At 75.9% G+C, this 24,434-nt stretch carries 24 protein-coding genes; 13 read left to right on the top strand and 11 right to left on the bottom strand.

The window, feature by feature from the left end:
• Window positions 1–19: 19 nt before the first annotated feature.
• The gene (locus OCU29_RS07810) at window positions 20–646 is read right to left on the bottom strand and encodes an alpha-ketoglutarate-dependent dioxygenase AlkB (protein ID WP_261819452.1); all 627 of its coding nucleotides are present in this window, start codon (window positions 644–646) and stop codon (window positions 20–22) included.
• A gap of 118 nt (window positions 647–764) precedes the next feature.
• On the opposite strand from OCU29_RS07810, the gene OCU29_RS07805 reads away from it, so the two are divergent.
• A complete protein-coding gene (locus OCU29_RS07805) occupies window positions 765–1,484 on the top strand; it encodes a GntR family transcriptional regulator (protein WP_258017088.1) in 720 nt (239 codons plus the stop codon).
• Here OCU29_RS07805 and OCU29_RS07800 read toward each other — a convergent pair.
• Window positions 1,450–1,830, bottom strand: a complete 381-nt coding sequence (locus OCU29_RS07800) for a hypothetical protein (RefSeq protein WP_179614271.1) — start codon at window positions 1,828–1,830, stop codon at window positions 1,450–1,452. The two genes, OCU29_RS07805 and OCU29_RS07800, sit on opposite strands and share 35 nt — an antisense overlap.
• A gap of 72 nt (window positions 1,831–1,902) precedes the next feature.
• Between OCU29_RS07800 and OCU29_RS07795 the strand changes: the two genes are divergently transcribed.
• Window positions 1,903–2,169, top strand: coding sequence for a DUF4031 domain-containing protein (locus OCU29_RS07795; protein WP_179614270.1), 267 nt, complete (start codon window positions 1,903–1,905; stop codon window positions 2,167–2,169).
• Between the two features lie 57 nt (window positions 2,170–2,226).
• Here the strand turns inward: OCU29_RS07795 and OCU29_RS07790 are convergent, their stop codons facing one another.
• On the bottom strand, window positions 2,227–2,859 hold the full coding sequence (locus tag OCU29_RS07790) for a hypothetical protein (RefSeq protein WP_179614269.1): 633 nt from the start codon (window positions 2,857–2,859) through the stop codon (window positions 2,227–2,229).
• Between the two features lie 153 nt (window positions 2,860–3,012).
• Here OCU29_RS07790 and OCU29_RS07785 point away from each other — a divergent pair, with 153 nt between their 5' ends.
• A complete protein-coding gene (locus tag OCU29_RS07785) occupies window positions 3,013–3,387 on the top strand; it encodes a nuclear transport factor 2 family protein (RefSeq protein ID WP_179614268.1) in 375 nt (124 codons plus the stop codon).
• 10 nt (window positions 3,388–3,397) lie between these two features.
• On the opposite strand, the gene OCU29_RS07780 is transcribed toward OCU29_RS07785, so the two are convergent.
• Both OCU29_RS07780 and OCU29_RS07775 read right to left on the bottom strand, forming a co-directional pair.
• Window positions 3,398–4,333, bottom strand: coding sequence for a hypothetical protein (locus tag OCU29_RS07780; RefSeq protein ID WP_261819451.1), 936 nt, complete (start codon window positions 4,331–4,333; stop codon window positions 3,398–3,400).
• On the bottom strand, window positions 4,330–5,703 hold the full coding sequence (locus OCU29_RS07775) for a carboxypeptidase-like regulatory domain-containing protein (protein ID WP_261819450.1): 1,374 nt from the start codon (window positions 5,701–5,703) through the stop codon (window positions 4,330–4,332). Before OCU29_RS07775 ends, OCU29_RS07780 begins: the two co-directional genes overlap by 4 nt.
• Window positions 5,704–5,816: 113 nt before the next feature.
• Between OCU29_RS07775 and OCU29_RS07770 the strand changes: the two genes are divergently transcribed.
• A complete protein-coding gene (locus OCU29_RS07770) occupies window positions 5,817–6,392 on the top strand; it encodes an AAA family ATPase (RefSeq protein WP_261819449.1) in 576 nt (191 codons plus the stop codon).
• On the opposite strand, the gene OCU29_RS07765 is transcribed toward OCU29_RS07770, so the two are convergent.
• The 4 genes from OCU29_RS07765 to OCU29_RS07750 all read right to left on the bottom strand — a co-directional run bounded on the left by OCU29_RS07765 (window position 6,369) and on the right by OCU29_RS07750 (window position 12,658).
• The gene (locus OCU29_RS07765) at window positions 6,369–7,313 is read right to left on the bottom strand and encodes an oxygenase MpaB family protein (protein WP_261819448.1); all 945 of its coding nucleotides are present in this window, start codon (window positions 7,311–7,313) and stop codon (window positions 6,369–6,371) included. The genes OCU29_RS07770 and OCU29_RS07765 overlap by 24 nt on opposite strands.
• 102 nt (window positions 7,314–7,415) lie before the next feature.
• A complete protein-coding gene (serA, locus tag OCU29_RS07760; protein WP_179614263.1) occupies window positions 7,416–8,615 on the bottom strand; it encodes a phosphoglycerate dehydrogenase in 1,200 nt (399 codons plus the stop codon).
• Window positions 8,616–8,694: 79 nt separating this feature from the next.
• Complete coding sequence (locus tag OCU29_RS07755; RefSeq protein ID WP_261819447.1) at window positions 8,695–10,344, bottom strand: DNA repair helicase XPB; 1,650 nt, start codon at window positions 10,342–10,344, stop codon at window positions 8,695–8,697.
• A 43-nt stretch (window positions 10,345–10,387) separates the two neighbouring features.
• Window positions 10,388–12,658 (bottom strand): helicase C-terminal domain-containing protein, encoded by a 2,271-nt coding sequence (locus tag OCU29_RS07750; protein ID WP_261819446.1) that lies wholly within the window; start codon window positions 12,656–12,658, stop codon window positions 10,388–10,390.
• A 57-nt stretch (window positions 12,659–12,715) separates the two neighbouring features.
• Between OCU29_RS07750 and OCU29_RS07745 the strand changes: the two genes are divergently transcribed.
• Genes OCU29_RS07745 through OCU29_RS07725 form a run of 5 tightly spaced genes read left to right on the top strand, consistent with a single transcriptional unit; the run spans window position 12,716 to window position 16,865 of the window.
• Window positions 12,716–13,534 (top strand): PP2C family serine/threonine-protein phosphatase, encoded by an 819-nt coding sequence (locus OCU29_RS07745; protein WP_261819445.1) that lies wholly within the window; start codon window positions 12,716–12,718, stop codon window positions 13,532–13,534.
• Window positions 13,531–14,673, top strand: coding sequence for an FHA domain-containing protein (locus OCU29_RS07740; RefSeq protein WP_261819444.1), 1,143 nt, complete (start codon window positions 13,531–13,533; stop codon window positions 14,671–14,673). Before OCU29_RS07745 ends, OCU29_RS07740 begins: the two co-directional genes overlap by 4 nt.
• A gap of 5 nt (window positions 14,674–14,678) precedes the next feature.
• On the top strand, window positions 14,679–15,791 hold the full coding sequence (locus tag OCU29_RS07735) for an RDD family protein (protein WP_261819443.1): 1,113 nt from the start codon (window positions 14,679–14,681) through the stop codon (window positions 15,789–15,791).
• Window positions 15,792–15,831: 40 nt separating this feature from the next.
• Window positions 15,832–16,416 carry a histone deacetylase gene (locus OCU29_RS07730; protein ID WP_179614257.1) on the top strand — a complete coding sequence of 195 codons (585 nt, stop codon included), beginning with the start codon at window positions 15,832–15,834 and terminating at the stop codon, window positions 16,414–16,416.
• A gap of 11 nt (window positions 16,417–16,427) precedes the next feature.
• A complete protein-coding gene (locus OCU29_RS07725; RefSeq protein WP_179614256.1) occupies window positions 16,428–16,865 on the top strand; it encodes an SRPBCC family protein in 438 nt (145 codons plus the stop codon).
• On the opposite strand, the gene OCU29_RS07720 is transcribed toward OCU29_RS07725, so the two are convergent.
• The gene (locus OCU29_RS07720) at window positions 16,855–19,029 is read right to left on the bottom strand and encodes a S8 family serine peptidase (RefSeq protein ID WP_261819442.1); all 2,175 of its coding nucleotides are present in this window, start codon (window positions 19,027–19,029) and stop codon (window positions 16,855–16,857) included. The two genes, OCU29_RS07725 and OCU29_RS07720, sit on opposite strands and share 11 nt — an antisense overlap.
• Before the next feature lie 196 nt (window positions 19,030–19,225).
• Between OCU29_RS07720 and OCU29_RS07715 the strand changes: the two genes are divergently transcribed.
• The 3 genes from OCU29_RS07715 to OCU29_RS07705 all read left to right on the top strand — a co-directional run bounded on the left by OCU29_RS07715 (window position 19,226) and on the right by OCU29_RS07705 (window position 21,926).
• Window positions 19,226–20,716: an HAD hydrolase-like protein gene (locus OCU29_RS07715; RefSeq protein WP_261819441.1), complete on the top strand. Its 1,491-nt coding sequence runs from the start codon at window positions 19,226–19,228 to the stop codon at window positions 20,714–20,716.
• Window positions 20,713–21,438 (top strand): M50 family metallopeptidase, encoded by a 726-nt coding sequence (locus OCU29_RS07710; protein WP_261819440.1) that lies wholly within the window; start codon window positions 20,713–20,715, stop codon window positions 21,436–21,438. Before OCU29_RS07715 ends, OCU29_RS07710 begins: the two co-directional genes overlap by 4 nt.
• A gap of 92 nt (window positions 21,439–21,530) precedes the next feature.
• Window positions 21,531–21,926, top strand: coding sequence for a cold-shock protein (locus OCU29_RS07705; RefSeq protein WP_261819439.1), 396 nt, complete (start codon window positions 21,531–21,533; stop codon window positions 21,924–21,926).
• A 132-nt stretch (window positions 21,927–22,058) separates the two neighbouring features.
• On the opposite strand, the gene OCU29_RS07700 is transcribed toward OCU29_RS07705, so the two are convergent.
• Window positions 22,059–23,540, bottom strand: coding sequence for an MFS transporter (locus tag OCU29_RS07700; RefSeq protein WP_179614253.1), 1,482 nt, complete (start codon window positions 23,538–23,540; stop codon window positions 22,059–22,061).
• A gap of 111 nt (window positions 23,541–23,651) precedes the next feature.
• On the opposite strand from OCU29_RS07700, the gene OCU29_RS07695 reads away from it, so the two are divergent.
• Window positions 23,652–24,431, top strand: coding sequence for a DUF3027 domain-containing protein (locus OCU29_RS07695; RefSeq protein WP_261819438.1), 780 nt, complete (start codon window positions 23,652–23,654; stop codon window positions 24,429–24,431).
• Window positions 24,432–24,434: the final 3 nt, after the last annotated feature.

Genomic DNA, 24,434 nt, shown 5'->3' with positions numbered 1-24,434 from the left:
CGCCCCGGGCGCCATACCCCTAGAAGACGTTGAACGGCCGGAACTGCACCGAGAGCCTCGGGCCGGCGTGGGCGACCTTGGGCACCGCGTGCTCCCAGGTGCGCTGGCAGCTGCCACCCATCACGAGCAGGTCGCCGTGCCCGGTCTCGAAGACCCGGCTCTCGCCCCCGCCTCGCGGGCGCAGGTGCAGCTTGCGCGGGTCGCCGACCGAGACGATCGCGACCATCGTGTCGTGGGTGCTGCCCCGGCCGATGGTGTCGCCGTGCCAGGCCACCGAGTCGCGCCCGTCGCGGTAGTAGCAGCACCCGGCGGTGCGGAAGGGCTCGCCGAGCTCGGGCAGGTAGTGCTCGCTGAGCGCCTCGCGGGCCTGGGTGAGGACGGGGTGGGGGAGCTCCTCGCCGATCATGTAGGTGTGCAGCAGCCGCGGCACGTCGACGAGCCGGTCGTACATCTGGCGCCGCTCGGCGCGCCAGGGCACCTCCTCGACGAGGGCGCGCATCACCTCGTCGGCCTCGGGCAGCCAGGAGCGGCGCACGTCGACCCACGCGCCGTGGTCGAGGTGGTGGCGCTCGGTGCCGGCCAGGGCGTCCACCAGCGCGGGCACCCCGCCGGCCGGTGCCGCGAACAGCGTGGTCTGGAAGTCCATGGGGGTATCCTACGCCGCACCTCGAACGCGTGTTCGACATCGGTCGGGCGTGTCCCGTCGGGGCTCAATCCCCGCAAAGCGCGGACGCGCGGGCCGGGACCTGTCTAGTCTGCCTGGCGTGGACGACGTGATGGCTCCTGTGGGACGTGCGCTCAAGCACGTGCAGGTGCGCGAGTACGTGCGCGGCCTGGTGGCGGGCAGCGCGCCGGGCTCCCCGGCGCCCTCGGAGCGCGAGCTGGTGCAGCGTTTCGGCGTGGCCCGGATGACGGTGCGCCAGGCGATGGACGCGCTGGTGGGCGAGGGTCTGCTCGAGCGCATCCCCGGCCGGGGCACCTTCGTGGCCCGCCCGCGCCGCACCGCGAGCAGGATCACCGGCTACACCGAGGAGATGACCCGCCGCGGGATGCTGGCGGAGTCGCAGACGCTGCTCGCGCGGCGCGAGCAGGCCGGACCGGGCGTGGCCCGCGCGCTGTCGCTGACCGAGGGCGACGCGGTCATCCACTGGCGCCGGCTGCGGCGCGCCGACGGCGTGCCGATGTGCCTGGAGGACGCCTACCTCAACGAGGTGCTGCTGCCGGGGTTCCTCCAGCAGGGGATGCCCACCAGCCTCTACGACTCCCTCGACGCCCGCGGGCTGCGCCCGACCTGGGCCGAGGACTCCATCAACGCCGACAAGGCCACCACCGAGGAGGCGGGGCTGCTCGAGGTCGAGCCGTCCAGCGTGGTGCTGCGCCACTCGCGGCGCGCCCTGTGCGAGGACAAGGTCGTCGAGGTCTCGCGCACCGTCTACCGCGCCGACCGCTTCACGCTGTGGGTCCAGCTGGGCCAGGACTGCTGAGCGTCCCCAGCGCCGCGACCGGCGTCCCGGACTCCTCGCAGACCCACGTCGGGTCGGGCCCCCCGAGGTCGGGGTGGATGTAGAGCGCGTGCTCGGGCCCCTCGGTGCAGCCCAGGCACAGCGGCCAGCGGCCCACCTGCTCCAGCAGCGCGTCCTGCACGTCCTGGGCGACCAGCCCGGCGACGTACACGACCCCCTCGGGCCACTGCTCGGCCCACCAGGTGCGTGAGGAGACGGCGTCCTCGAGCGCCGAGACCGCACCCGGGGTCGCGTGCCCCCGCGCCTGGAGGTCGGCCAGCACCCGGGACCGGGCATCGAAGAGCAGTGCGTTGTCCACGCCCCCCATTGTCCCCCCGGGGCAAGGCGCCGTCGCGCCGGAGCCCGTGGGCCTCCTCGTGGCTCCTCGTAGGGTGGCGGTGTGGGCATCCTCATCGACCCGCCCAACGCGGCCGGGCACGGGCGGCTCTGGTCGCACCTGGCCAGCGACACCTCCTACGACGAGCTGCACGCCTTCGCGCGCGGCCTGGAGATCCCCGAGCGCGGCTTCGACCGCGACCACTACGACGTGCCGGCGGAGTGGTACGACGCCGTGGTCGCCGCCGGCGCCTCACCGGTCAGCAGCCGCGAGCTGGTGGCCCGCCTGGTCGCCGCCGGGCTGCGCCGCCGCAAGCGCGACCCGGCCTGAATCTCGCGCCGACCCGGCGCGGATCTCGCGCCGACCCGGCACGGATCTCGCGTGCGGTCAGGAGACCCGGCGCCCCGGCACGTCCTGGACGCCCAGCCGCTCGAGCTCGGCCCCCAGGTTCGCTCGGGCGTCGTCCTCCCAGCGCTCCCGGGCGTAGGCGGTGTGGAAGAGGGTCGGCTTCTGCGCCAGGCCGAGCAGCACCTGGGCCCGCCCCTCGGCGAACGTCGCGTCGTCGAGGTGGGCGAACTCCGCGCGCACCGCGGCGACGTACTCGTCGTAGCGCTCCTGCGGCGCGGCGAGGATGGCCAGGTCGGCGTCGGAGAGCAGGCAGCCCAGGGTGTCGTCGGGCTCGGGGGTGTGGGTCTCGGTGAGCCGCACGAGCCGCACCACCTCCTCGACCAGGTCGGGCTCGACCCGGCCGGTGAGCGCGTCCTCGGCCCAGGCGGCCGAGCGCTCCTCGGCGTCGCGCTCGCCGTCGTAGACCGCGTCGTGGAACCAGGCGGCCAGCACGACCGGCAGGTGCCGCACCACCGCGCCGTGCTCGCCGAGCTCGTCGAGGCGGGTCAGCACCTCCACCAGGTGCTGCACGTCGTGGTAGCCGCGCTGGGGCGAGGCGTAGGCCGCCACGAGCTCCTCGCGCAGGTCGTCGGCATCGGTCAGGGGCCACCAGGGCCGGGGGTCGTGCAGCATGCGGGAGACGGTTCCTCGATCGACGGACGGTGCTGCCGGCAGCACCGGCCCGGCCATTGAAACGCGCCGGGCCCTGCGCACGCTACTCTCGCCGCACACCCCCGGAACTGGAACGTGTTCTGGCCGGGCCCCGACGACGTACGAGGAGTGGACGTGGCAGCGAGCAACGAGCGGATCCGTGAGGTCGTGGAGGCCTACGTGTCCCTGATCGCCGGGGGCACCGCCGCCGAGATCGTGGACCTCTTCGCGGAGGGCGCCACCGTGGAGGACCCGGTCGGGTCGGCGGTGCGGACCACGCGTGAGGAGATCGCCGCGTTCTACGGCACGCTCGAGGGCCTGCAGCAGGAGACCCGGCTCATCGACTGCCGCATCGCGGCGGGCGAGGCCGCCTTCCTGTTCGAGGTCCGCACCATCACCGACGGCGGCACCTTCACCCTCGCGCCCATCGACGTGATGACCTTCGACGACGAGGGGCGCATCACCACCATGCGTGCCTTCTGGTCCGACACCGACATGAGCGTCGGCTGACCCAGCCGGCTCACACCCGCGTGCTGGGCAGCCGCAGCGCGGCCGCGGTGGCGCGCGGCAGGCTGGCGCGCGCGGGGCGCGGGCGCCGCGCGGCGCGGGTCATCCGCACCGTCCCGAGGTCGACGAGCTGACCGGCGCCCACCGCGAGCCCGCGCAGGTGCACCCGGTCGACCACGACGTCGCCCGGGCCGGACTTCACCACGACGGTCAGGCCCGCGGCGGCCGGCAGGTCGCCGCCGACCACGAACCGGCCCCCGCGGTCGGTGCGGGTGCGCGCCAGCAGCGACCCGCGCGCGTCGCGCAGCTCCACCACCGCGGCGTACGACGCCCGCTCGCCGTCGGCGTCGAGGACCACCCCGCGCAGCGCGCCGCCGACCACGGGGTCGGTGCCGCCGGGACGTGAGGCGCCCAGCAGCGGCTGGGCCAGCCGCAGCACCAGCCGGGGACCGGCGGGGCGGGTGGGCCGCGCCAGCACGGGCGTGGCCTGGTGCCAGCGGCTGCGCGCCGAGACCAGCACGTCGGAGCCGGCGCCGAGCCCCGCCAGGGTGAAGACGCCGAGCCCGTCGGTGCGGGTGCGCACCAGCGTGCCGCCGGGGCCGCTCGCCTCGACCTCGGCCCAGCGGGCGCGGGTGTCCTGGGCGGTGCGGACGCTGCCGGTGAGCACCGCACCGGGCAGCAGGTGCGCCTGGGCCGCGGTGCGCCAGCCGTCGCGCACCTGCACCTCGAGGCGGGCCGGGGCCAGCCGCGAGGGGTCGTGCGAGGAGCGGTCGTCCTCGACGTCGAGGAGCCAGGTGCCGGCGGGCACCGTGACCAGGGCTGTGGCGTCGTGCACCCGCTTGTCGCCCCCGAGCCGCCCGTCGGGGCCCCACCACCGCACCCGCGCGACGCACGGCCGCGCGCGCACGAGGCGCAGCGCGATGCCGGTGCCGGCGGGGGCGGGGCTCATCGTCGGGCGTCCGCCTGACGTGGCGCGGTGGCGTCGGGACCGCAGTTGGACCGGTTGTCCTGCTGGGCGGTCGGCAGCTGGGGCAGCGCCAGGATGCCCAGGACGGTGTCCTCCCCGGTGCGGACCGAGACGCCACCCTGGCTCGCGGTGCCGTACTTGCAGTAGTAGGTGCCCTGCAGGTACGGCGGGTTGGCGCCGCCGGGCTGGATCTTCACGGTGATGCCCTGCTGGGTGGTGATCGCTCCGGTGATCGTGAAGAGGCCGTCCGCGCCGGTGGTGGCCGAGCCGATCCGCGCGCCGGACTGGTCGAAGGCGAGCACCTCCACGTCCTCCATGGGCGCGTCGGGGTGCTCCTCGTCGACGACGGCGCCGCTGATGGTCGCCCCGCGCTTGGTCCAGGTGAAGGTGCTGGCCAGGTCGTCCTTGCCGGACCTCACCATCGCCCCCTTGATGGCGCCGCTCTGGGGCAGGAAGCTGCCGACGCCGGGGGCGACCATGCGGTACTTGCCGGGGAAGAGCCCGGAGAAGATCGCCTCGCCGCCCCGTGCCTTGACGGTCCAGAACTGCCCGGTGGCCTTGCTGACGGCCGTCACGAACACCTTCTCCTTGACCTTGCCGTCCCTGGTGCGCAGGTCGACCAGCAGCCGCCCCGCCCGGGTGCCCAGGGTGATCGGGGTGTTGCGGACCTGGCCCAGCTTCATGCCCGCCAGGTAGGTCGAGCGCCCGACGTAGGCCTTCTTGCGGTCGTAGGTGAAGACCGAGTAGCTGCCGGCCGGCAGACCGCCCAGCGCGAACTGGCCGCGCTTGTTGGCCGTGACCCGGTAGGACTGCTCGGCGGCGTTGGCGGCGACCACCTCGGCGCCGCCGGCGACCTTGCCGCCGGCGCGCACGGTCCCGGTGATCGCGGCGCCGCGCTTCATCCGCACGTTCTTCTGCACTGACGTGTCGCCGACCTTCACCTTGATGTCGGTGGGGGCGTACTTCGTGACGTTGTACGCCGGGCGCAGGTCGACGAACTGCAGGTAGTAGGTGCCCGGCTGCAGGCTCAGCGAGTAGATGCCGCCGGTGACCTTGCGCTCGTCGATGTAGGTCCAGTCCTTGGTGAACCAGCGCACCCGGTACTTCACGCCCTTGTCGGCGGCCTTGATGCTGCCGCGGACCTTGGTGGTGCGCTCGGCGGTGGTGGGCGACTGCCTGGCCTCCTGGCGGGCCTGGCGCTCCTGGGCGGCCACACCCGGCTGCAGGGTGGGGGCGGGGTCGGCCGCGACGGCGGGGGCGGCCCCGGCCCCGAGCAGGAGCGGGACGACCAGTGCCGCCACGACGGCTACGAGCAGCGGTCGCTGCGGGTGTGGTCGCTGGAGGGGCGCCATGGTGAGTCCTCGGGTCGCGGGGGAGGGGTGGTGCGACCACTGTGGCACCGCCACCTCGGGCCAGGCTCAAGTTCTCGCAAGGACTCGCTCAAGAAACCCCGTATCCTCCCCGGGTGCTCGACGCCGACGCCCCCGCGCTGCCCCGTCGGGTGCTGGTCGCGGGGCTGAGCGGGGCGGGCAAGACGACCCTGGCCCGTCGCCTGGCGGGCGTCCTCGACGTGCCCCACACCGAGATCGACGCGCTGCACCACGGCCCCGGCTGGGTGCCGCGCCCGGAGTTCCTCGACGACGTCAGGGCCCTGGCCGGCTCCGAGGGCTGGGTCACCGAGTGGCAGTACGGCTCCGCCCGGCCGCTGCTGGCGGCCCGCGCCGACCTGCTCGTCTGGCTCGACCAGCCCTACCCGCTGGTGCTCGCGCGGCTGGTGCGGCGCACCGTGCGCCGGCGCGTGCGCCGCGAGGTGCTGTGGAACGGCAACGTCGAGGGGCCGCTGCACCACCTGTTCACAGACCCCGAGCACGTGGTGCGCTACCAGTGGGTGCACCGCCACAAGTACCGCCGCGACCTGGTGCCGTGGGCACGTCGAGAGCGCCCCGACCTGCCGGTCGTGCGGCTCACCGGCGACCGCGACGTCGAGCGCTGGGTGGCCGACCTGGCCGGGCTGGCCTCAGGCGCCGGTCGCGGCCGCTGAGGAGGAGGCGGGCCCCTGGGCGCTCATCGCCCAGCGGATCGTGCCGGTGGCCAGCGACCCGAGGGCCCGCACGACCGTGCGCTCCGAGACCGGCAGCCACGGCAGCCGCAGCGGACCGCGCGTCCACCGCGGCATCAGCCCGACCGCCGCGGCCACCAGCACCAGGTAGGGCGCCCGCGCGAGCACCGGCAGCGGCGGCCTGAGCAGCAGGAAGCCCACGGCCTCGCGGGCCTCGGGGCTGCCGCGCAGCTCCGGGCGGTACGACGCCAGCACCTCGCGCAGGGCCGCCTCGGTCCGCGGCGGGTCGAGGACGCCGAGCCGGGCCGCGACCTCGCCGGCCTGGGCGACGTACTCGTCGCGGCGGGCCTGGTCGAGCGGGCGCGCCCCGTAGGTCTGGTGGGCCAGCAGGAAGGAGTCGACCTGGGCGGCGTGCACCCAGCCGAGCAGGTGCGGGTCGGAGGCGGCGTACGCCGTCCCGTCGGGCATGGTGCCGCGGATCCGCTCGTGGATGCGGCGCACCGCGTCGACCGCGGCCTGGGCGTCGTCGGCGTGGCCGAAGGTCGTCACCGCCAGGTAGGTGCTGGTGCTGGCCAGCCGGCCCCACATGTCGGTGCGGTAGTCGCTGTGCTCGGCGACCCCGCGCATAGCGGCGGGGTGCAGGGTCTGCAGCAGCAGGGCGCGGATGCCGCCGACGAACATCGAGGCGTCGCCGTGCACCTGCGCGATCGCGCTGTCGGGGGCGAACCAGCGGGGCCCCGGGCGGCCGTGGATGCGGTCGCGCTGGCGCGGCCCGTCGGGGCCCGCGACCCGCGCGAACAGCGCCGAGCCGAGCCGCTCACGCACCCCGTCGAGCGAGCTGCGGGCGGCCGGCAGCGAGGCGCGCACCCCGCGCCGGGGTGCGGTCGTCGCGCTGGCGGTCATGCACCGAGCCTACGGACCGCGCCCTCACCCGACCCGGCGCAGATCTCGCGCCGACCCGGCGCAGATCTCGCGCCGACCCGGCCCGAACCGGCCCGAGGGACGTCAGACGTCCCAGGTGCGCACCCATCGGCAGTGCTCGTTGGCGGCCAGGGCCGCGACGACCTCGGCGGGGATCGCCTCGGTGGAGTCGGTGACGACGTAGCCGAGCTCGCCGGTGGTGGCGAGGTACTGGCCCACGACGTTGGCGCCGGCCTCGGCGATCAGCTGGTTGACCGCGGCGAGCACGCCGGGGACGTTGTCGTGCAGGTAGCCCAGGCGGTGCCCGGTCTGCAGCGCCGGGGCGCTGACCGTCGGCAGGTCGACGGAGAGCTCGGTGCGGCCCTCGAGGGCGAAGCCGGCGAGCTTGTTGGCCACGAAGTAGCCGATCTCCTCCTGCGCCTCCTGGGTCGACCCGCCCACGTGGGGGGTCAGGATGACGTTGTCGAGACCGCGCAGCGGCGACTCGAACGGGTCGCCCTGGGCCTTCGGCTCGATCGGGAAGACGTCCATGGCGGCGCCGGCGATGTGGCCCGAGAGGATGTGCTCGCGCAGCGACTCGGTGTCGACGACCATGCCGCGCGCGGCGTTGATGAACAGCGAGCGCGGCTTCATCTTCGCGAACTGCTCGGCCCCGAAGAGGCCCGCGTTGCCGGGGCGCCCGTCGACGTGCAGCGAGACGACGTCGGCCTTCTCGAGCAGCTCGTCGAGGGTCTTCATCCGCTGCGCGTTGCCGTGGGCGAGGCGGTCGGCGGTGTCGAAGAAGATGACCCGCAGCCCCATCGCCTCGGCCAGGTTCGACAGCTGGGTGCCGATGTTGCCGTAGCCGACGATGCCGAGCGTGCGGCCCCGGATCTCGTGGCTGCCCTGGGCCGACTTGTCCCAGATGCCGGCGTGCATCTTCTCGGTCTTCTCGGCCAGGCGGCGCGCGAGCACGATGATCTCGCCGATGACGAGCTCGACGACGCTGCGGGTGTTGGAGAACGGCGCGTTGAAGACCGCGACCCCCCGCTCGGCGGCGCCGACCAGGTCGACCTGGTTGGTGCCGATGCAGAAGCAGCCGACCGCCAGCAGGTCGGGCGCGGCGTCGAGCACGCGCGCGGTGACGTTGGTGTTGGAGCGGATGCCGAGCAGGCTCACGCCCGGCAGGGCCTCGACCAGCTCGTCCTCGCTCATCGAGTGCGTGAGCAGCTCGACCTCGAAACCTCGGCCCTCGAGGATCTCGACGGCCAGGGGGTGGATGTTCTCCAGCAGCAGCGCCTTCACGCCGTCCAGCCTAGAGACAACCGCGGCGTACGCCGACTCGTGGCCGCGGGCGTGGACAGGCGACGCCGCGCGGCGCGCCTCACATGGCCAGGTCGGCGATGTCCTCGGCGTCGACGATGCGGTAGGCGTAGCCCTGCTCGGCCAGGAACCGCTGGCGGTTCTGGGCGAACTCGGCGTCCACGGTGTCGCGCGAGACCACCGTGTAGAAGCGCGCCACCTTGCCGTCGTGGCCCGGGCGCAGCAGCCGGCCCAGCCGCTGGGCCTCCTCCTGGCGCGACCCGAAGGACCCCGAGACCTGGATCGCCACCTCGGCGTCGGGCAGGTCGATGGAGAAGTTCGCGACCTTGGAGACCACCAGCAGCCGCTCCTCGCCGGAGCGGAAGGCGTCGAAGAGCCGCTGTCGCTCCTTGACCGACGTCTCGCCCTTGATGACGGGGGCGTCGAGGGCGGCGGCGAGCTCGTCGAGCTGCTCGAGGTACTGCCCGATCACCAGGGTCGGCTGGTCGCCGTGGCGCTCGACCAGCTCGCGCACCACCTCGGTCTTGCGGTGGGTGCAGGAGGCGATCCGGTAGCGCTCCTCGGGCTCGGAGGTCGCGTAGACCAGGCGCTCGCTGTCGGGCAGCGTGACCCGCACCTCGACGCAGTCGGCGGGAGCGATCCAGCCCTGCGACTCGATGTCCTTCCAGGGCGCGTCGTAGCGCTTGGGCCCGATCAGGGAGAAGACGTCGCCCTCACGGCCGTCCTCGCGCACCAGCGTCGCGGTCAGCCCGATCCGGCGCCGCGCCTGCAGGTCGGCGGTCATCCGGAAGATCGGCGCGGGCAGCAGGTGCACCTCGTCGTAGACGATGAGGCCCCAGTCGCGGGCGTCGAGCAGCTCGAGGTGCGGGTAGACGCCCTTCCGCTTCATCGTCAGCACCTGGTACGTCGCGATCGTCACCGGGCGCACCTCCTTGACCGCGCCGCTGTACTCGCCGATCTCGTCCTCGGTCAGCGAGGTGCGGCGCACCAGCTCGTCCTTCCACTGGCGCGCGGAGACGGTGTTGGTGACCAGGATCAGCGTGGTGGCCTTCGCGTGCGCCATGGCCGAGGCGCCGACCAGGGTCTTGCCGGCGCCGCAGGGCAGCACCACGACCCCCGAGCCGCCGTGCCAGAACGACTCGGCGGCGTCGCGCTGGTAGTCGCGCAGGGTCCAGCCGCTCTCGTCGAGCTCGATGGGGTGCGCCTCGCCGTCGACGTACCCGGCGTAGTCCTCGGCCGGCCAGCCGATCTTGAGCAGCGCCTGCTTGAGGTTGCCGCGCTCGGAGGCGTGCACGACCACGGTGTCGGCGTCGATGCGCTCCCCGATCATCCCCTGCACCTTCTTGGCGCGCAGGACCTCCTCGAGCACCGGGCGGTCGGTGGTGGCCAGGGTCAGCCCGTGGGTGGGGTGCTTCTCGAGCCGCAGCCGCCCGTAGCGCGCCATCGTCTCGGCGACGTCGACCAGCAGCGAGTGCGGGACCGCGTAGCGGCTGAACTCCAGCAGCGTGTCGACGACCTGCTCGGCGTCGTGGCCCGCGGCGCGCGCGTTCCACAGCCCCAGCGGCGTGAGCCGGTAGGTGTGCATGTGCTCGGGGGAGCGCTCGAGCTCGGCGAACGGCGCGATCGCCTTGCGGCAGTCCTGCGCGCGCTCGTGGTCGATCTCGAGCAGGAGCGTCTTGTCCGACTGGACGATGAGGGGGCCGTCTGTCACCGGGCAAGCCTACGGGGCGGGCCAGGGGCCGCCCCGGCCGCTGTCAGGGCGAGACGGGGGCCACGGAGGTGATCCGGTGCACCGCGAAGCTGCGCAGGTCGTCGGCCCGGTGGTCGTGGGCGGTCAGGGTGCCGCCCTCGACGCTGCGGGGGTCGACGACGCGCTCGGAGCGGGTGCCGTGGTTGTCGACGTAGCCGATCAGCACGCTGGCGCCGGTCTCGACCGCCTCGCGCAGCGCGGCCAGCGAGCCCGACGGGCTCAGCGCCTGCCCGGCGCCGGCGGGTCTGCTGGAGGCGGCCCGGTCGCCGGCGCGCACCGCGGTGACCACCGCCGCGACGGTGGCGCTGCCCCGCGCCGCCCTGAGCCCCTCGGGACGCCGGTCGCGCGGGGTGCGGGCGCGCAGCTGGTCGGGTCGGGCCACCCGCACCGTGCCGTCGGGGCCCTCCACGACCGGGGCGGCGCCGAGCTCGCGCAGCCGCGGCAGCAGCACGTCGAGGGGCGTGGCGGAGACGAGGACGGTGGGGGCGATGCGGCGCAGGCCCAGCGAGGCGGCCTTGGGGTGGTGCAGCACCTCGCTGAGCGCCGCCTCGTCGTCGGCGCGCAGGAACGCCTCGGCGTGCCCGACCCGGATCGAGCCGAAGGTGCGGGCGGTGTCGTCGACGAGGTAGCTCAGCGGCTGCGGCACCGGGGTGCGCGAGACCGAGGAGATGAAGTCGTGCACCTCGACCGCAGACCACCCGGTGTCGAGGGCGCGGCGCACCGAGGAGGAGGTGAAGCGGTAGACCGTCGCCCCGCCGCGCGACTCGACGTCGGCGAGCAGCTGCAGCCGCTTGGCCAGCGTCGACTCCAGCGGGCCGGGGGCCACCGCGGTCAGGTCGGCCTGCAGCAGCACGTGGTCGACGGGCGGCGGCATCAGCGCGTCGAGGGCGGCGACCGCGGCGGCGCCGTCGCCGTCGCCCACCAGCCCCGCGGCGTACGACGCCACCCCGCCCAGCCCGGCGACGCCGAGCGCCTCGGCCTCGCTGAGGGCCCAGGCGACCTGGTCGGCGCGGGTGCGGGGCCGCCGCGGGCGCAGCCAGGCGACGCGGGCCACCAGGGCCGGCAGGCCGGTGCCGGAGGCCAGCACCTCGCCGGCCGGCACCGCCGCCAGCTCGCGCAGGGTGAGGTGGCGGGTCTCGACCTGGTGCACGCCCGCCAGCTCGGGGGCCAGCGCGTTCCAGGTCTTGCCCGCGGGGTCACGGGTGCCGACGAGCCCGGGGAGGCGGGCGCTGTCCCACCAGGCGCGCGCCAGCACCCACCAGCGCTCGGCGGGCGAGCGGGTGCTCCACCGGTCGAGCTCGTCGGTGGGCAGCCACGCGGCCTCGCCCTCGGCGCCCTGGCCGGTGGCCAGCAGCCCGGCGGCCGAGGCGGTCTCGACGAGCAGCGCGGTGGTGGGCTCGTCGACGTGCAGCAGCGCCGAGGCGGCCCGCAGGTCGCGCACCCCCAGCCCGCCGCTGCGCAGCGCCGCCGGCGGCTGGGTGCCCCAGTGGTCCAGCAGCAGCTCCACCCGGCGTACGGCCTCGAAGGCGGCGCCGGCCGCGACCTTGTCGACCATCGCGGCGGAGCGCTCGGTGGTCGGCAGCGCGGGCACGTCGTCGACGGGCTCGGTGGTGGTGCGCCCACCGCGCAGGACCAGGCCCACCTCGCCGGGCAGCACCACCGACCCGCCGCCACGCGGCACCAGCAGCCGGCGGGCCAGCAGCTCCTCGGCGGGGGTGGCGGCCTCGGCGGCGGTGACGGTGTGGCGCGAGGTGCCGGTGGTGGCCTCGCCGCCGTGGTCGAGCACGTGCTCGAGCAGCGTGCGGGCCGGGGCCGACAGCTCGGCGAGGCGGGCGGCCACGACCGCGGGGTCGACCGGCTCGGGGGAGCGGGTGCGCAGCCCGCTCACGCCGGCTCCCGGACCTCCGGCCAGGCCCTCGGCGACACCGCTGAGGACCCGGGGCCCGGTGGGGGAGTCCCAGACCAGCGCGAGGTCGGTGAGGTGCTCGAGCGCGGCGGTCGTCGCGGCCGGGTCGGCGTGCACGAGGGAGACGAGTTCGGCGCGGGTGGTTTGACCCGCCACCACGAGGGCATCAAGCACGCAGAGCTCGAGCCGGGTCAGCTGGTCGAGCGCGCGGAGCAACGAGGACCGGGTGGCGGCACGCGACGCCAGCTGGCCGGAGTCGTGAGGGGCTGGAGTGGCGAGATCGGGACGGGCCAGCAGCAGGCGGGACAGCCGCGCGTCCGGCCAGCTGCGCAGCTGGTCGGCGAGCGTGCGGAACCCCTCGGCGGACATCGCTGACACGCTAGCGCCACCGAGCCACGAGCCGGCACACGACGCGGTGGTCGGCTGATGCAGGTCGAGCTGCACCACGGCGCCTCGACCGACGTGGGGCTCGTGCGGGAGGTCAACGAGGACGCCTTCCTGGCCGCGCCCCCGGTCTTCGTGGTGGCCGACGGGATGGGCGGCCACGACGGCGGCGACGTCGCCAGCGCGATCGTGGTCGAGGAGTTCGCCCACCTCGCCGACGAGGGCTACGACCCTCAGCGCGGCGCCGAGGCGGTCGCGCGGACGCTGGAGACCTGCCGGCGTCGCATCGACGCCTACGGGGCCGAGCAGCGGGCCGGGGGCCAGGGCGGCTTCTCGGCCGGCACCACCGCGGTGGTGGCGCTGCTCGTCGAGGACGACGGGCAGCCCAAGTGGTTGCTGGCCAACCTCGGCGACTCGCGCATCTACCGCTTCAACGACGGCCGGCTCGACCAGGTCAGCGTCGACCACTCGGTCGTCCAGGAGCTCGTCGACGCGGGGGCGATCACCGCCGAGGCGGCCGCCCACCACCCCGAGCGGCACGTCATCACCCGGGCGCTGGGCACCTCCGAGACCTCCGAGGCCGACTACTTCCTGCTCCCGCTGCCGGCGGTCGAGCGGCTCGTGCTGTGCTCCGACGGGGTCAGCGGGATGATCGACGACGACGAGATGGCCGGCATCCTCGACGGGGCCGCCGACCCCCGCGACGCCGCCGACACGATGATCGCCGCCGCCCTGGCCGCCGGGGGTCGCGACAACGCGACCGTGGTGGTCGTCGATGTGGTTGGGTTGGCCCGAGACCACCCCTACGACTCCGAGCGCCAGCGCATGAGCATGGAGCAGAAGCTGGGAGCCCTGCCGTGACGTCCCCCGACACCGCTGCCGTCGACACCGCTGCCGTCCCGACCCGTGCCTACCTGCCGGGCGAGTGGTACGTCGTCCTGGGCGCCGAGGTGGTCGTGGCGCTCCCGGGCGAGGAGCGCGAGCGCGCCGCCGCGGCGTGGTCGCTGGTCGAGGCCGGCGCCGGCGCCGACGAGGTGCTCGACGCGCTGCTCGGGGCGGGCCTCAGCACCCTGGGCGGCCTCGCGCTGGTCAGCGAGCACGACGGCGCCACCCGGGTCCTGCTGCGCGGCCGCGCCGGCTGGTCCGGCGACGGCGCCGACGGGCCGGTTGACGCCACCGGCGGGCTCGCCTCCACCTGGCACGAGCAGCGGGTGCACGGCGTACGGTCCTGGACCCTCGACCTGCCCGGTGCCGTCGTCGAGCGGGGAGCCCACGCCGGCGAGCCCGACCACGACCCGGAGCAGCAGGGGTGGCCGGTCGCCGCGGGCCTGGTGCGCGCCGCCTGCGTGCGGCATGGCGCGGTCCTGAGCCGGCCCGAGGCCCCCGCCGCCGTCGCGCCGGCGGCCCAGCCCGAGCCCCAGCCCGAGCCCCAGCCCGAGCCCCAGCCCGAGCCCGAGCCCCTGCCCCCGCCCGAGCCGGCGCCGGAGCCGGAGCCTGTGGACGAGACGCCGGTGACCCCGTCGGCGTGGAGCCCCGGGCAGTCCGACCACGACGGGATGACCAAGAGCGGCGACTGGGGCCGCGAGGAGTTCCAGCGCCACCAGCCGGGCATCCCCGGCCAGCCGCAGGCGCCCAGCATCACCGCGTCCCCGGTGGCACGGCTCGTCGTCTCGCACGGCGAGGAGGTCGAGGTCGACCGGGTCGTCCTGGTGGGCCGCGCCCCCGAGGCGCGCCGCTTCACCTCCACCGAGCAGCCGCGCCTGGTGACCGTGCCGAGCCCGCAGCAGGAGATCTCCTCCACGCACCTCGAGGTGCGGCCGGGGTCGGGCGCCGACCACGGCAGCGCCGTCGTCACCGACCTCGGCTCCACCAACGGCACCGTGCTGGTCCAGCCGGGGCTGCCCCCCGAGTCGCTGCAGCCCGGCATCGCGGTGCAGCTCATCCCCGGCGCCATCATCGACCTCGGTGACGGGGTCAGCATCCAGGTCGTCCGGCCCTGAGCGCCGTGTCCACCCCCGTCGCACCGCCCGGCCCCCCGCCCGGCCCCCCGCCGCCCGCGCCGCCGGCGCGCACCGACCTGCCGACCGCCGACCTCGAGCGCCGCTACTACGCCCACGTGGTCGACCGGGCCCTGGCCTGGACGACGTACGCCGCCGTCGCGGGTCTCGGCTGGTGGCTGCTCGACGGCCCCCTGGCCGTGGCGCTGCTGGTGCTCGGCTGGGCGCTGGTCGTGCAGGTGGCGCTCGGGGTGCTGCTGGGCCTGCGCGGGCTCAGCCCCGGCAAGGCGCTGCTCGGGCTGCGCGCGGTCTCGGCCGCCACCGGTCGCCCGGTCGGGGTGGGGCCCGCCCTGCTGCGCGGCCTCGTCGTCGGCCTGGCGGGGCTGCCCACGCTGCTGCTCGGCGCCGCCACCCTGGCGTGGACCAGCGCCTCCGACCGCGACCGGCAGCGCCGCGGCTGGCACGACCACCTCGCCGGCACCGTCGTGGTCGACCTGCGCCCCGTGCCCGAGGCCCAGGAGCCCGACGAAGCCCGGCCCCGGGCCATCGTCAACCTCACCGCGATGCGGCTCGTGCCCGCGACGGTGCGACCGGCGGTCACCGCCACCCGCCCGCCGACCACCCCGCCGACCACACCGGCCCCGGCCCGCACACCCCGGGCGCCGACCACCCCGCCGCGGGGTTCGCGCCCCAGCAGCCCGCCCAGCAGCCCGCCCAGCAGCCCGCCGGCAGACCCGCCTGCCGGGGCGCGGCGCCGTGCGGTCCCCACCGACTCGCCCACCCCGCCCGCCGGCTGGCAGGTCGAGCTCGACTCCGGCGAGCGCGTCGTCGTCGACGGCCTGGTGCTGCTGGGTCGCGGCCCGGTGGCCGGCCCTGGGGAGCAGGTGCGCCACCTGGTGCCGCTGCGCTCGCAGGACATGTCGGTCTCCAAGACCCACGCCCAGCTGCAGGTCGCCGCCGACGGCGCCCTGGTGGTGATGGACCGCGGCTCCACCAACGGCTCGGTCGTGCTGCGCGCGGGCGTCTCGCGCGAGCTGACCCCCGGCAAGCCGCTGACCCTGCTCGAGGGCGACACCGTGCGGCTGGGCGACCGCAGCCTGCGGGTGCTGCAGCGGGGCTGAGCCGCACCCGCCCCCGTCCCTGGTTACGGTGGGTCGCGTCATGACCCACGTCTGGTACGTCGCCTACGGCTCCAACCTCAGCCTCGACCGCCTCGCCTGCTACGTCGCCGGCGGGCGCCCGCCCGGCGGTACCCGCAGCCACCCGGGGGCCCGCGACCGGACCCTGCCCGAGCGCAGCGTGCCGGTCGAGCTCCCGGGCACCACCTACTTCGCGGGCCGCTCGGCCCAGTGGGGCGGCGGGGTCGCCTACTACGACCACGCGACCCCCGGGCGCACCGCGGCGCGCGGCTACCTGGTCACCGCAGGCCAGTTCGCCGACATCGCCGCCCAGGAGATGCACCGCGAGCCGCGCGCCGACGACCCGCTCGAGCAGCTCGTGCTCGCCCCGCTGGCCGCGGGACGCCACGAGGCCGGGCCCGGGGCCTACGAGACGGTGGTCGACGTGGGCCGCCACGAGGGGGCGCCGATGCTGACCTTCACCGCACCGCACGGTGCCGCGACCGCCGAGCGCACCCGCCCCTCGCCGACGTACCTGGCCACCATGGCCCGGGGCCTGGGGGAGTCGCACGGCTGGGACGAGCACCTCGCCCACGAGTACCTGGCGGGATTGCAAAAACTGGCTTAGGTTGCCCGGTCATGGACTTCGTGCACACCGAGACCGCCTCGACCTCCGCCTCGCCGGGCGACGTCTGGGCACTGTGGTCCGACACCTCCACCTGGGCCGCGTGGGACCCCGCGGTCGAGCGCGTGGTGCTCGACGGGCCCTTCCGTCTCGGCACGACCGGCACGATGCGCCTGGCCGGGGGCGCCGAGGCGCCCTTCACGCTGGTCGCGGTGAGCCCCGACGTGCGCTACTGCGACGAGCTCGAGCTCGGCGGGCTGCACCTGCGCATCGACCACCGGGTCGAGCCGCAGGGCGAGGGCGCCGTGGTCACCGTCGAGACCCGCGTCAGCGGCCCCGGCGCCGACGAGGTGGGCCCGATGGTGGTGGCCCAGGCGCCCGAGGCGCTGCGGCTGCTGGCGGCCCAGGCCGAGGCCCGAGCGGCCGCGCGGGGCGAGCGCGTCAGCGGGTGAGCTGCACCGGCACCCGGGTGCGGGTGCCGTTCCCGCCGCGCCACAGCACGTAGCCGTCGTCGCTGGTGCGGGTGCCGCCGGCGACGCGCACCGTGTACGTCGCGGACTCGCCGGGGGCCAGGCGCAGCGCCGCCGGGGTGACGCTCACGTCGTGGGCCTCGAAGCCGGCGGTCGAGGACGAGAAGTAGCGGGCCTTGGTGCCGGCGTTGGTGACCGTGCGGGTGGTGGTCGACCGGCCGCCGCTGAGCAGCACCGAGGGCAGGTTCAGCGGCTCGCCGGCGGGCAGCGCCCCCTCGAGCCAGGCGCGGTAGTCGCCGAGGTCGAGGTCGTGCACCAGGCCCGGTCGCAGGGCCCGCTGGCCCCGCACCCGTCCGGAGCCGGAGGCCAGCGCCGAGGCGCCGGGCACCGCGTCGGCGGTGCTGACCAGCGCCGAGCGCACCCAGGTGGCGCTCCACCCGCGCCGGGCCAGGAGCCGCGCCGCCGTGCCGCTGGTCCAGGCCGTGGCCGGCGAGGTGCCGGTCTGGGTGTCCCACCGGCGCCCCACGGCACCGGTGGGGGCGGCGCCCACGAGGCCCGCGCCGGGTGCGACGAGGTCGGGCTTGAGCACCGGCCCGGCGGGGTCGCCGGTGGCCGAGAAGCCCAGCACCCGCAGGTCGAGCGAGCGGGCCCCGCGCGGCACCAGCCGCACCTTCGCGTCGGGGTGCGCACGCGCCCAGCGGCGTACGACGCCCGCGTCGGTGGCGCCCACGTGCACGGTGGGCACGCTGTGGAAGTCGGCGTCGACGGAGTCGGGGCCGCTGTTGAGCAGGACCATGCCGACGCCGTCGGCGCGCTCGACGGCCGCGGACTTGTCGGTGCGGCCCACGCCGCCGCGCTCGCACAGCACGACCCGGTCGGCGACGCGGGCGGCGTCGAGGCTGCCCGGGGTGCACAGCGAGGCCTGCTGGCGGGTGGCGCCGGGTGCGGCCGCATCGGCGCCGCGGATCCACCGAGCCGGGCCGACCGCCTCGTCGGCGATCATCGCGCCGTCGACGCGCGGGCCGTCGGAGCCCAGCCGCAGCCGGCCCTCGCGCACGGTGCCGCTGCTCGCCCCGACCGTGCTCACCCACGGCGAGGGGTGCGCGGCGGTGCCGCTGGTGCTGCGGTCGCCGGCGGCGGCCACCACGACCGTGCCGGCCTCGGCGGCGCCGAGCAGCGCCGTCTCGACGGTGTCGAGGCGGGGCGGCCCGCCCACCGACAGGTTGAGCACGTCGACACCGTCGGCGGTGGCCCGGTCGACCGCGGAGACCAGGTCGGCGGTCGCGCACCCGTCGTCGGCGGGGTCCGGGGCGCTCCAGCAGGCCTTGTAGACCGCGATCCGCGCCTGCGGCGCGACCCCCGCGTAGCGGCCGAGGTCCTGGTCGCCGACCCGGACCGCCACCTCGGCGTTGCCGGCCGCGATCGAGGCCATGGCGGTGCCGTGGCCGTCGTCGTCGCGCGGGGAGAGCGAGGAGGAGGAGCGCACGGCGTCGGCGCCGAAGCCCTCGACGAACCAGTCGCCCGCCACGACCTTGCCGTTGCAGGTGGCCGGGCCCCAGTCGTCGGCGTCGGCGCAGACGCCGCCGAAGCCCTCGGGGGCGGGGCCCAGGCCGGGCACCGAGGAGAAGACGGGGCCGTCGGGGTCGAGGCCGGTGTCGACGAAGCCGATCACCACCCCCTGGCCCCCGCGGGTGCGTGCCGAGGGGGACAGCCCCGGGGCGTCCTGGCCCTCGACGCCGTCGGCGGCCGCCAGCGGCCGCACGCTGTTGGGCTCGACCATCGACACCCCGGGCGTGGCCTCGAGGCGTGCGGCCTGCTCGCGGGTCAGCTCGACCGCGACGCCGTTGAGCGCGGTCGTCCAGCGGTAGACGGGGTCGGGGGCGTCGACGGCGTCGAGCACCCGCTGCTGGCGGGTCTGCATCCGCAGCTGCTGCAGCCCCCGGTCGACCTCGGAGGCGGTGCCCGAGGTGCCGGGACCCTCCAGGGTCACCAGGTAGAGCTCCGCGCGGGCGTCGTCGGCCCCGCGCACGGCGTGGCCGGTGCCGGCCACCCCCAGGGTCGCGGCGGCGCCGGCCGCGAGCGCGCAGGCGGCCGCGAGCACCCGGCGTACGCCGGGGTGCGGGCTGCGGTCGCGGGGCGGGGTCACGGGGTGCTCCTGGCTGGCGGGTCTGGGCGGCTGGTCTGGGTGGCTGGTGTCGTGCGGGGTCGCCCCCACGGCCGGTCACTGGCCGGCGTCCGGGGGGTGAGCAGCCCATTGTGACCGACGGGGCGGTCCGACGACAGGCGAACGCCGTGGTTGGGGACGACGGGGCCCCTCCGACGGGTCGTCTACCCTCGGGGCCGTGTCCGTCCCGAGCTCGTCCGCGGCCCCGTCGCTGGTGGTGGGCTTCGACCTGGACATGACGCTCATCGACTCGCGCCCGGGCATCGCCGAGGTCCTGGAGGTGCTGGCCGCCGAGCTCGGGGTCGTGCTGCCGGTGGCCGAGATGACCGCGCGCCTGGGCCCGCCCCTCGACCTGATGCTCGAGCCGCACCTGCCGGCGGAGGCCATCGGCCCGGCGGTCGACCGCTTCCGCGCGCTCTACCCCGAGCGCGCGGTGCGCAGCGTCCCCTCGCTCCCGGGGGCCGCGGCGGCGCTGGCCGCGGTACGAGCCCACGCCGGGCGGGTCGTGGTCGTCACCGGCAAGCACACGCCCAACGCCCGCCTGCACGTCGAGCACCTCGCCCTCGACGTCGACGTCGTCGAGGGCCGGGTGTGGGGCGTCGGGAAGGCCGACGTGCTGCGCCGGGAGGGTGCCTCGATCTACGTCGGCGACCACGTCCACGACGTCGAGGGGGCGCTCGCGGCCGGCGCCACCAGCGTCTCGGTGCTCAGCGGCGGGGCCACCCGCGAGGAGCTGCTCGCCGCCGGCACCCACGTGGTGCTCGACGACCTCGACCAGTTCGCGCCCTGGCTCGAGGAGCACCTGCTCGAGCAGCGCACCGCCGCGCTCGAGGCCGACCTGCGCGAGCGGGGCTCGCTGCTCGTCGCCTACAGCGGCGGCGCCGACTCGGCGCTGCTGCTCGCCGCCGCGACCCGCGTGCTGGGCCCCGAGCGGGTCGTGGCCGCCACCGGCTACTCCCACGCGCTGCCGCAGGTCGAGCGCGACCCGGCGCGCACCTTCGCCGAGGCGCTGGGGGTGCGGGTGCTCACCCCGCCGACCCACGAGATGGAGCGCGAGGGCTACCGGGCCAACGCGGGCGACCGGTGCTTCTTCTGCAAGGCCGAGCTGCTCGACACGCTCGTGCCCCTGGCCGCCGAGCACGGCCTGGCCCACGTCGCGACCGGCACCAACGCCGACGACGTGGTCGCCGGCTTCCGCCCCGGCATCCGTGCGGCCGCCGAGCGCGGGGCGCTCACCCCGCTCGCCGACGCCGGGCTGACCAAGGCCCAGGTGCGCGAGCTGTCGCGGCGCTGGGCCCTGCCGACCTGGGACAAGCCGGCCGCCGCCTGCCTGTCCTCGCGGGTCGCCTACGGCATCGAGGTCACCCCGCACCGGCTGGCCCGCGTCGAGCGCGCCGAGGGCGCGGTGCGCGAGCTGCTGGCCGGGGCCGGCGTCGCGGTGCGCGACCTGCGGGTGCGCGACCTCGGTGGCGGCCCCGGCGAGGAGCGCGCCCGGGTCGAGGTCGACGCCGCGCTGCTGCGTGGACCGCTGGGCGAGGGCCGGGCGCTGGTCGACGAGCTGTGCGCCGCCGTGCGGCGTACGGGCTTCGCGACGGCCGAGCTGTCGCGCCGGGGCTTCCGGTCGGGCTCGATGAACGAGCTCCTCGACGAGCCCGAGCGCTGGCGGTGAGCCCGCGCGACGTGGTGTCGCGGCTGTGGGACGAGGTGACCTCGCGCCAGCCGCTGCCCGACGCCTCGCTGGTGCTGCTGACCGGGGCGGTGGCCCTGGTCCTGGTCTGGCTGCCGAGCACCTGGCCGCGGGTGCGGCTGGGCGTCACGGTCGTCCACGAGGCCGGCCACGCCGTCGTCGCCGTGCTCGTCGGGCGTCGTCTGCAGGGCGTGCGGCTGCACTCCGACACCTCCGGCGTGACGCTCTCGCGCGGGCGCCCCCGCGGCCCCGGGATGGTCGCGATGCTCGCCGCCGGCTACCTGGCGCCCGCCGGGGTCGGTCTGGGTGCGGCGCTGCTGCTGGCCGACGGGCGCGGGCTGGCGCTGCTGTGGCTGCTGGTCGCCCTCCTGGTCTCGCTGCTGGTCTGGGTCCGCAACGGGTACGGCGTCCTGGTGCTGCTGGCGTTCGGCGCCGGCGTGGTCGCGGTGACCTGGTGGGCGCCACCGCTGGCCCAGTCGGTGCTGGCCCACCTGGTCGCGTGGCTGCTGCTGCTCGCGGCGCCACGCCCGCTGCTGGAGCTGTGGGGCCGCGGCGCCCGTGGGCGTCGCGGCTCCGACCCCGACCAGCTGGCGCGCCTGACCCGGCTGCCGTCGGTGGTCTGGGTGCTGCTGATGCTGCTGGCCAACCTCGCCGGGCTCGTCGTCGGCGTCGCGACCCTCGCGCCCGACTTGCTGCAGCGCTGAACCGGTTGGTGCGGCGCGCGTGCGCCTGCCTATCCTTTCGGCCTCCGGCGCTCCGCCGGCCCGCAGAACCGTTGACGACCGGAGGACGTGCTGTGCCCAGAGGCAAGGTGAAGTGGTACGACGCCGACAAGGGCTTCGGCTTCCTGTCCCAGGAGGACGGGCCCGACGTGCACGTGCGCGCCGAGGCCCTCCCCGAGGGCTCGGCGACCCTCAAGGCCGGCACCCGGGTCGAGTTCGGCATCGCCCAGGGCCGCCGCGGCGACCAGGCGCTGCAGGTGCGCGTGCTCGACCAGCCCGCCTCGGTCAGCCGCAACCAGCAGGCCGCGCGCCGCAAGCGCCCCGACGACATGGCGCCGATCGTGGAGGACCTGATCCGCCTGCTCGACGGCGTCAGCGAGACCTACCGCCACGGCCGCCACCCCGACGCGCGTACGGCCGCCCCCACCGCCAAGCTGCTGCGCGCCCTCGCCGACGAGCTCGAGCGCTGAGCCGGCTCGGGGCGGCTCGGGGCGGCTCGTAGGTTCATCGGGCACCCGATGGAACTCGCGCCACCGGGCTGAACCTTCGTGGTGGTGGCGACAGGTTCATCGGGTACCCGATGAAACTCCCGCAGCGACCGCTCACCCGGTGACGGGCACCTCGCCGGGGTAGCGCCTGCTGCGCCCGGCCAGGACGAAGAAGGTCCAGGCCGAGAGCACCGCGAAGGCGACGCCCAGGCCGAGGCGGGCGGGGTCGAGGGGCAGGGCGATGCCGACGAAGCCGCCGACGACCCAGGCCAGCTGGAGGGTGGTGTCGCTGCGGGCGAAGGCGCTGGCCTGCACCTTGGTCGGTACGTCGCTCTGGATGGTGGCGTCGAGGCAGAACTTGGCCAGCGACTGGGCCAGCCCGGCGCACAGGCCCAGCACCACCAGCGGCAGCACGCCGTAGAACAGGGTGGCCAGCAGGGCGGCCGCGGCGTCGAGGACGAGCACGACCACGACGGTGGTGCCGGGGTGCAGGTTGCGCAGCAGGGAGGCGATCGCCACCCCGCCGGCGTTGCCGAGGCCGGCGGCGGCCACCACGATCCCCACCAGCACCTCGGCGCGCAGCCCGGTCTCGGGCGGGTTCTCGCGCAGCAGGAACGCCATGAACATCAGCAGGAAGCCGCTGAGCCAGCGTGGCCCGCAGTTGGCCCGCAGGGCGAAGGCCACCGAGGTCGGGATGCGGGTGCGGGGCCGGGCGCCGGCCCGGGGCGGGGCGAGCCGCTCGCCGGGTGCCGGGGCGCTGACGCGCACGGTGTCGCCGGGCGCCATCAGCACCAGCACCTCCTCGCCGACCGAGGAGTCGACCCGCTCGGGCAGCCGGATCGCGAAGACGGTGGCCACCACGAAGATCACGAACGCGTAGCGCAGCGACCACTCCGGGCCCGCCAGCGAGGCGAGCCCCGCGATCGGGGCGGAGATGGTGGCGCCGAGGATGCCCGAGAGCGAGACGCGGCCGTTGGCCTTGACCAGGGAGATGCCCGCGGGCAGCAGGCGGGGCACCGCGGCGGCCCGGGTGACGCCGTAGGCCTTGGAGGAGACCAGGACGCCGAGGGCGGCCGCGAAGAGCCACGCCGACTCCCCGGTCACCGCGCCGGCCAGCCCCCAGCACAGGAAGGCGCGCATGGCCATCGTCGAGCCGATCGCCCAGCGGCGGCCGTGGCTGAAGCGGTCCAGGAACGGGCCGATCAGCGGCGCCACGATGGCGAAGGGCAGCATCGTCAGCCCCAGGAACAGCGCGACCTGGCCCCGCGCCTCGCCCGAGGGCACGGTGAAGAAGAGGCTGCCGGCCAGCGAGATGGCCACCGCGGCGTCGCCGGCGGTGTTGAAGAAGTGCAGGTAGAACAACCGGTTGAGGCCCGACTGCTCGGCCCCCTCGGCGTTCGCGGCGCGCTGGGCCTGGCGACCGACGTAGCGTCCGGCCCTGGTGGTGGCGCGGGTCGCCCCGCGCGCCGCGCCGGCGGCACCTCGCGCGGTGGCCCGGGCCCCGGTGCCCAGCCCTCGCCCGACCGCACGGGCACGCTCGCCGGAGGGCCCCGACGGGCCCCCCGTGGCGTCGGGACCGGGGCGCTGCGAGGGCATGGCCCCATCCTGCCTGGTGGTCCCGACGCCGGCGGCGCCAGCACGCCGGGCGGGCCCGGGGGAGGGGGCGCCCTCGCCGGGGCGGGGGTCGGGCAGGCATGATGTCGGGCCGTGAGCACCATCGCCCGGGTCAAGCCCGATGCCGTCGCCGTCGCCGCCGCCGAGGTGGCGCGCGAGGCCCTCGTCTCCGACGTGGGTGCTGCCGTCGTCGGTGAGCACCTCGGTCACCTCGTCGAGGCCGAGCGCGTCGTCACCCACCAGTTCGCCTGCACCCAGCCGGGGTACGTCGGGTGGCGCTGGTCGGTGACCGTGGCCCGCGCGCCGCGCCAGAAGCACGTGACCGTCGACGAGGTCGTGCTGATCCCCGGCGACGAGGCGATCGTCGCGCCGCCGTGGGTGCCCTACCGCGAGCGGATGCAGCCCGGCGACATGGGCCCCGGCGACCTGCTGCCGGTCGACGACGACGACCCGCGCCTGGTGCCGACCTACTCCTTCGGCGACGACCCGCTCGACCCCGACGAGAAGGCGCAGGTGCGCCAGGTGGCGCAGGACCTCGGCCTGGGCCGGGTGCGCACCCTCTCGCCCGAGGGGCGGGACATGGCGGCCCAGCGCTGGTACGACAGCGACCAGGGCCCGGGGTCGGCGATCGCCAAGCAGGCCCCGCAGAGCTGCTGGTCGTGCGGGTTCCTGATGCGCCTGGCCGGGCCGCTGTCGGAGACGTTCGGCGTCTGCGCCAACGGCGACGCCAACGACGACGGGCGGGTCGTGTCGGTCGACCACGGCTGCGGGGCGCACTCGGAGGTGCGCCTGGCCAAGAAGCACGAGCCGCAGCCGCTGCCCGAGCACGTCTTCGACACCCTCGCGCTCGACCCGCTCGACGCCGGTCGCTGAGCC

This window comes from Nocardioides sp. OK12 (assembly GCF_024341885.1).
Lineage (GTDB): Bacteria > Actinomycetota > Actinomycetes > Propionibacteriales > Nocardioidaceae > Nocardioides > Nocardioides marinisabuli.
The sequence above is the reverse complement of the archived record's forward strand: the minus strand, read 5'-3'. Positions and strand labels throughout refer to the sequence as shown.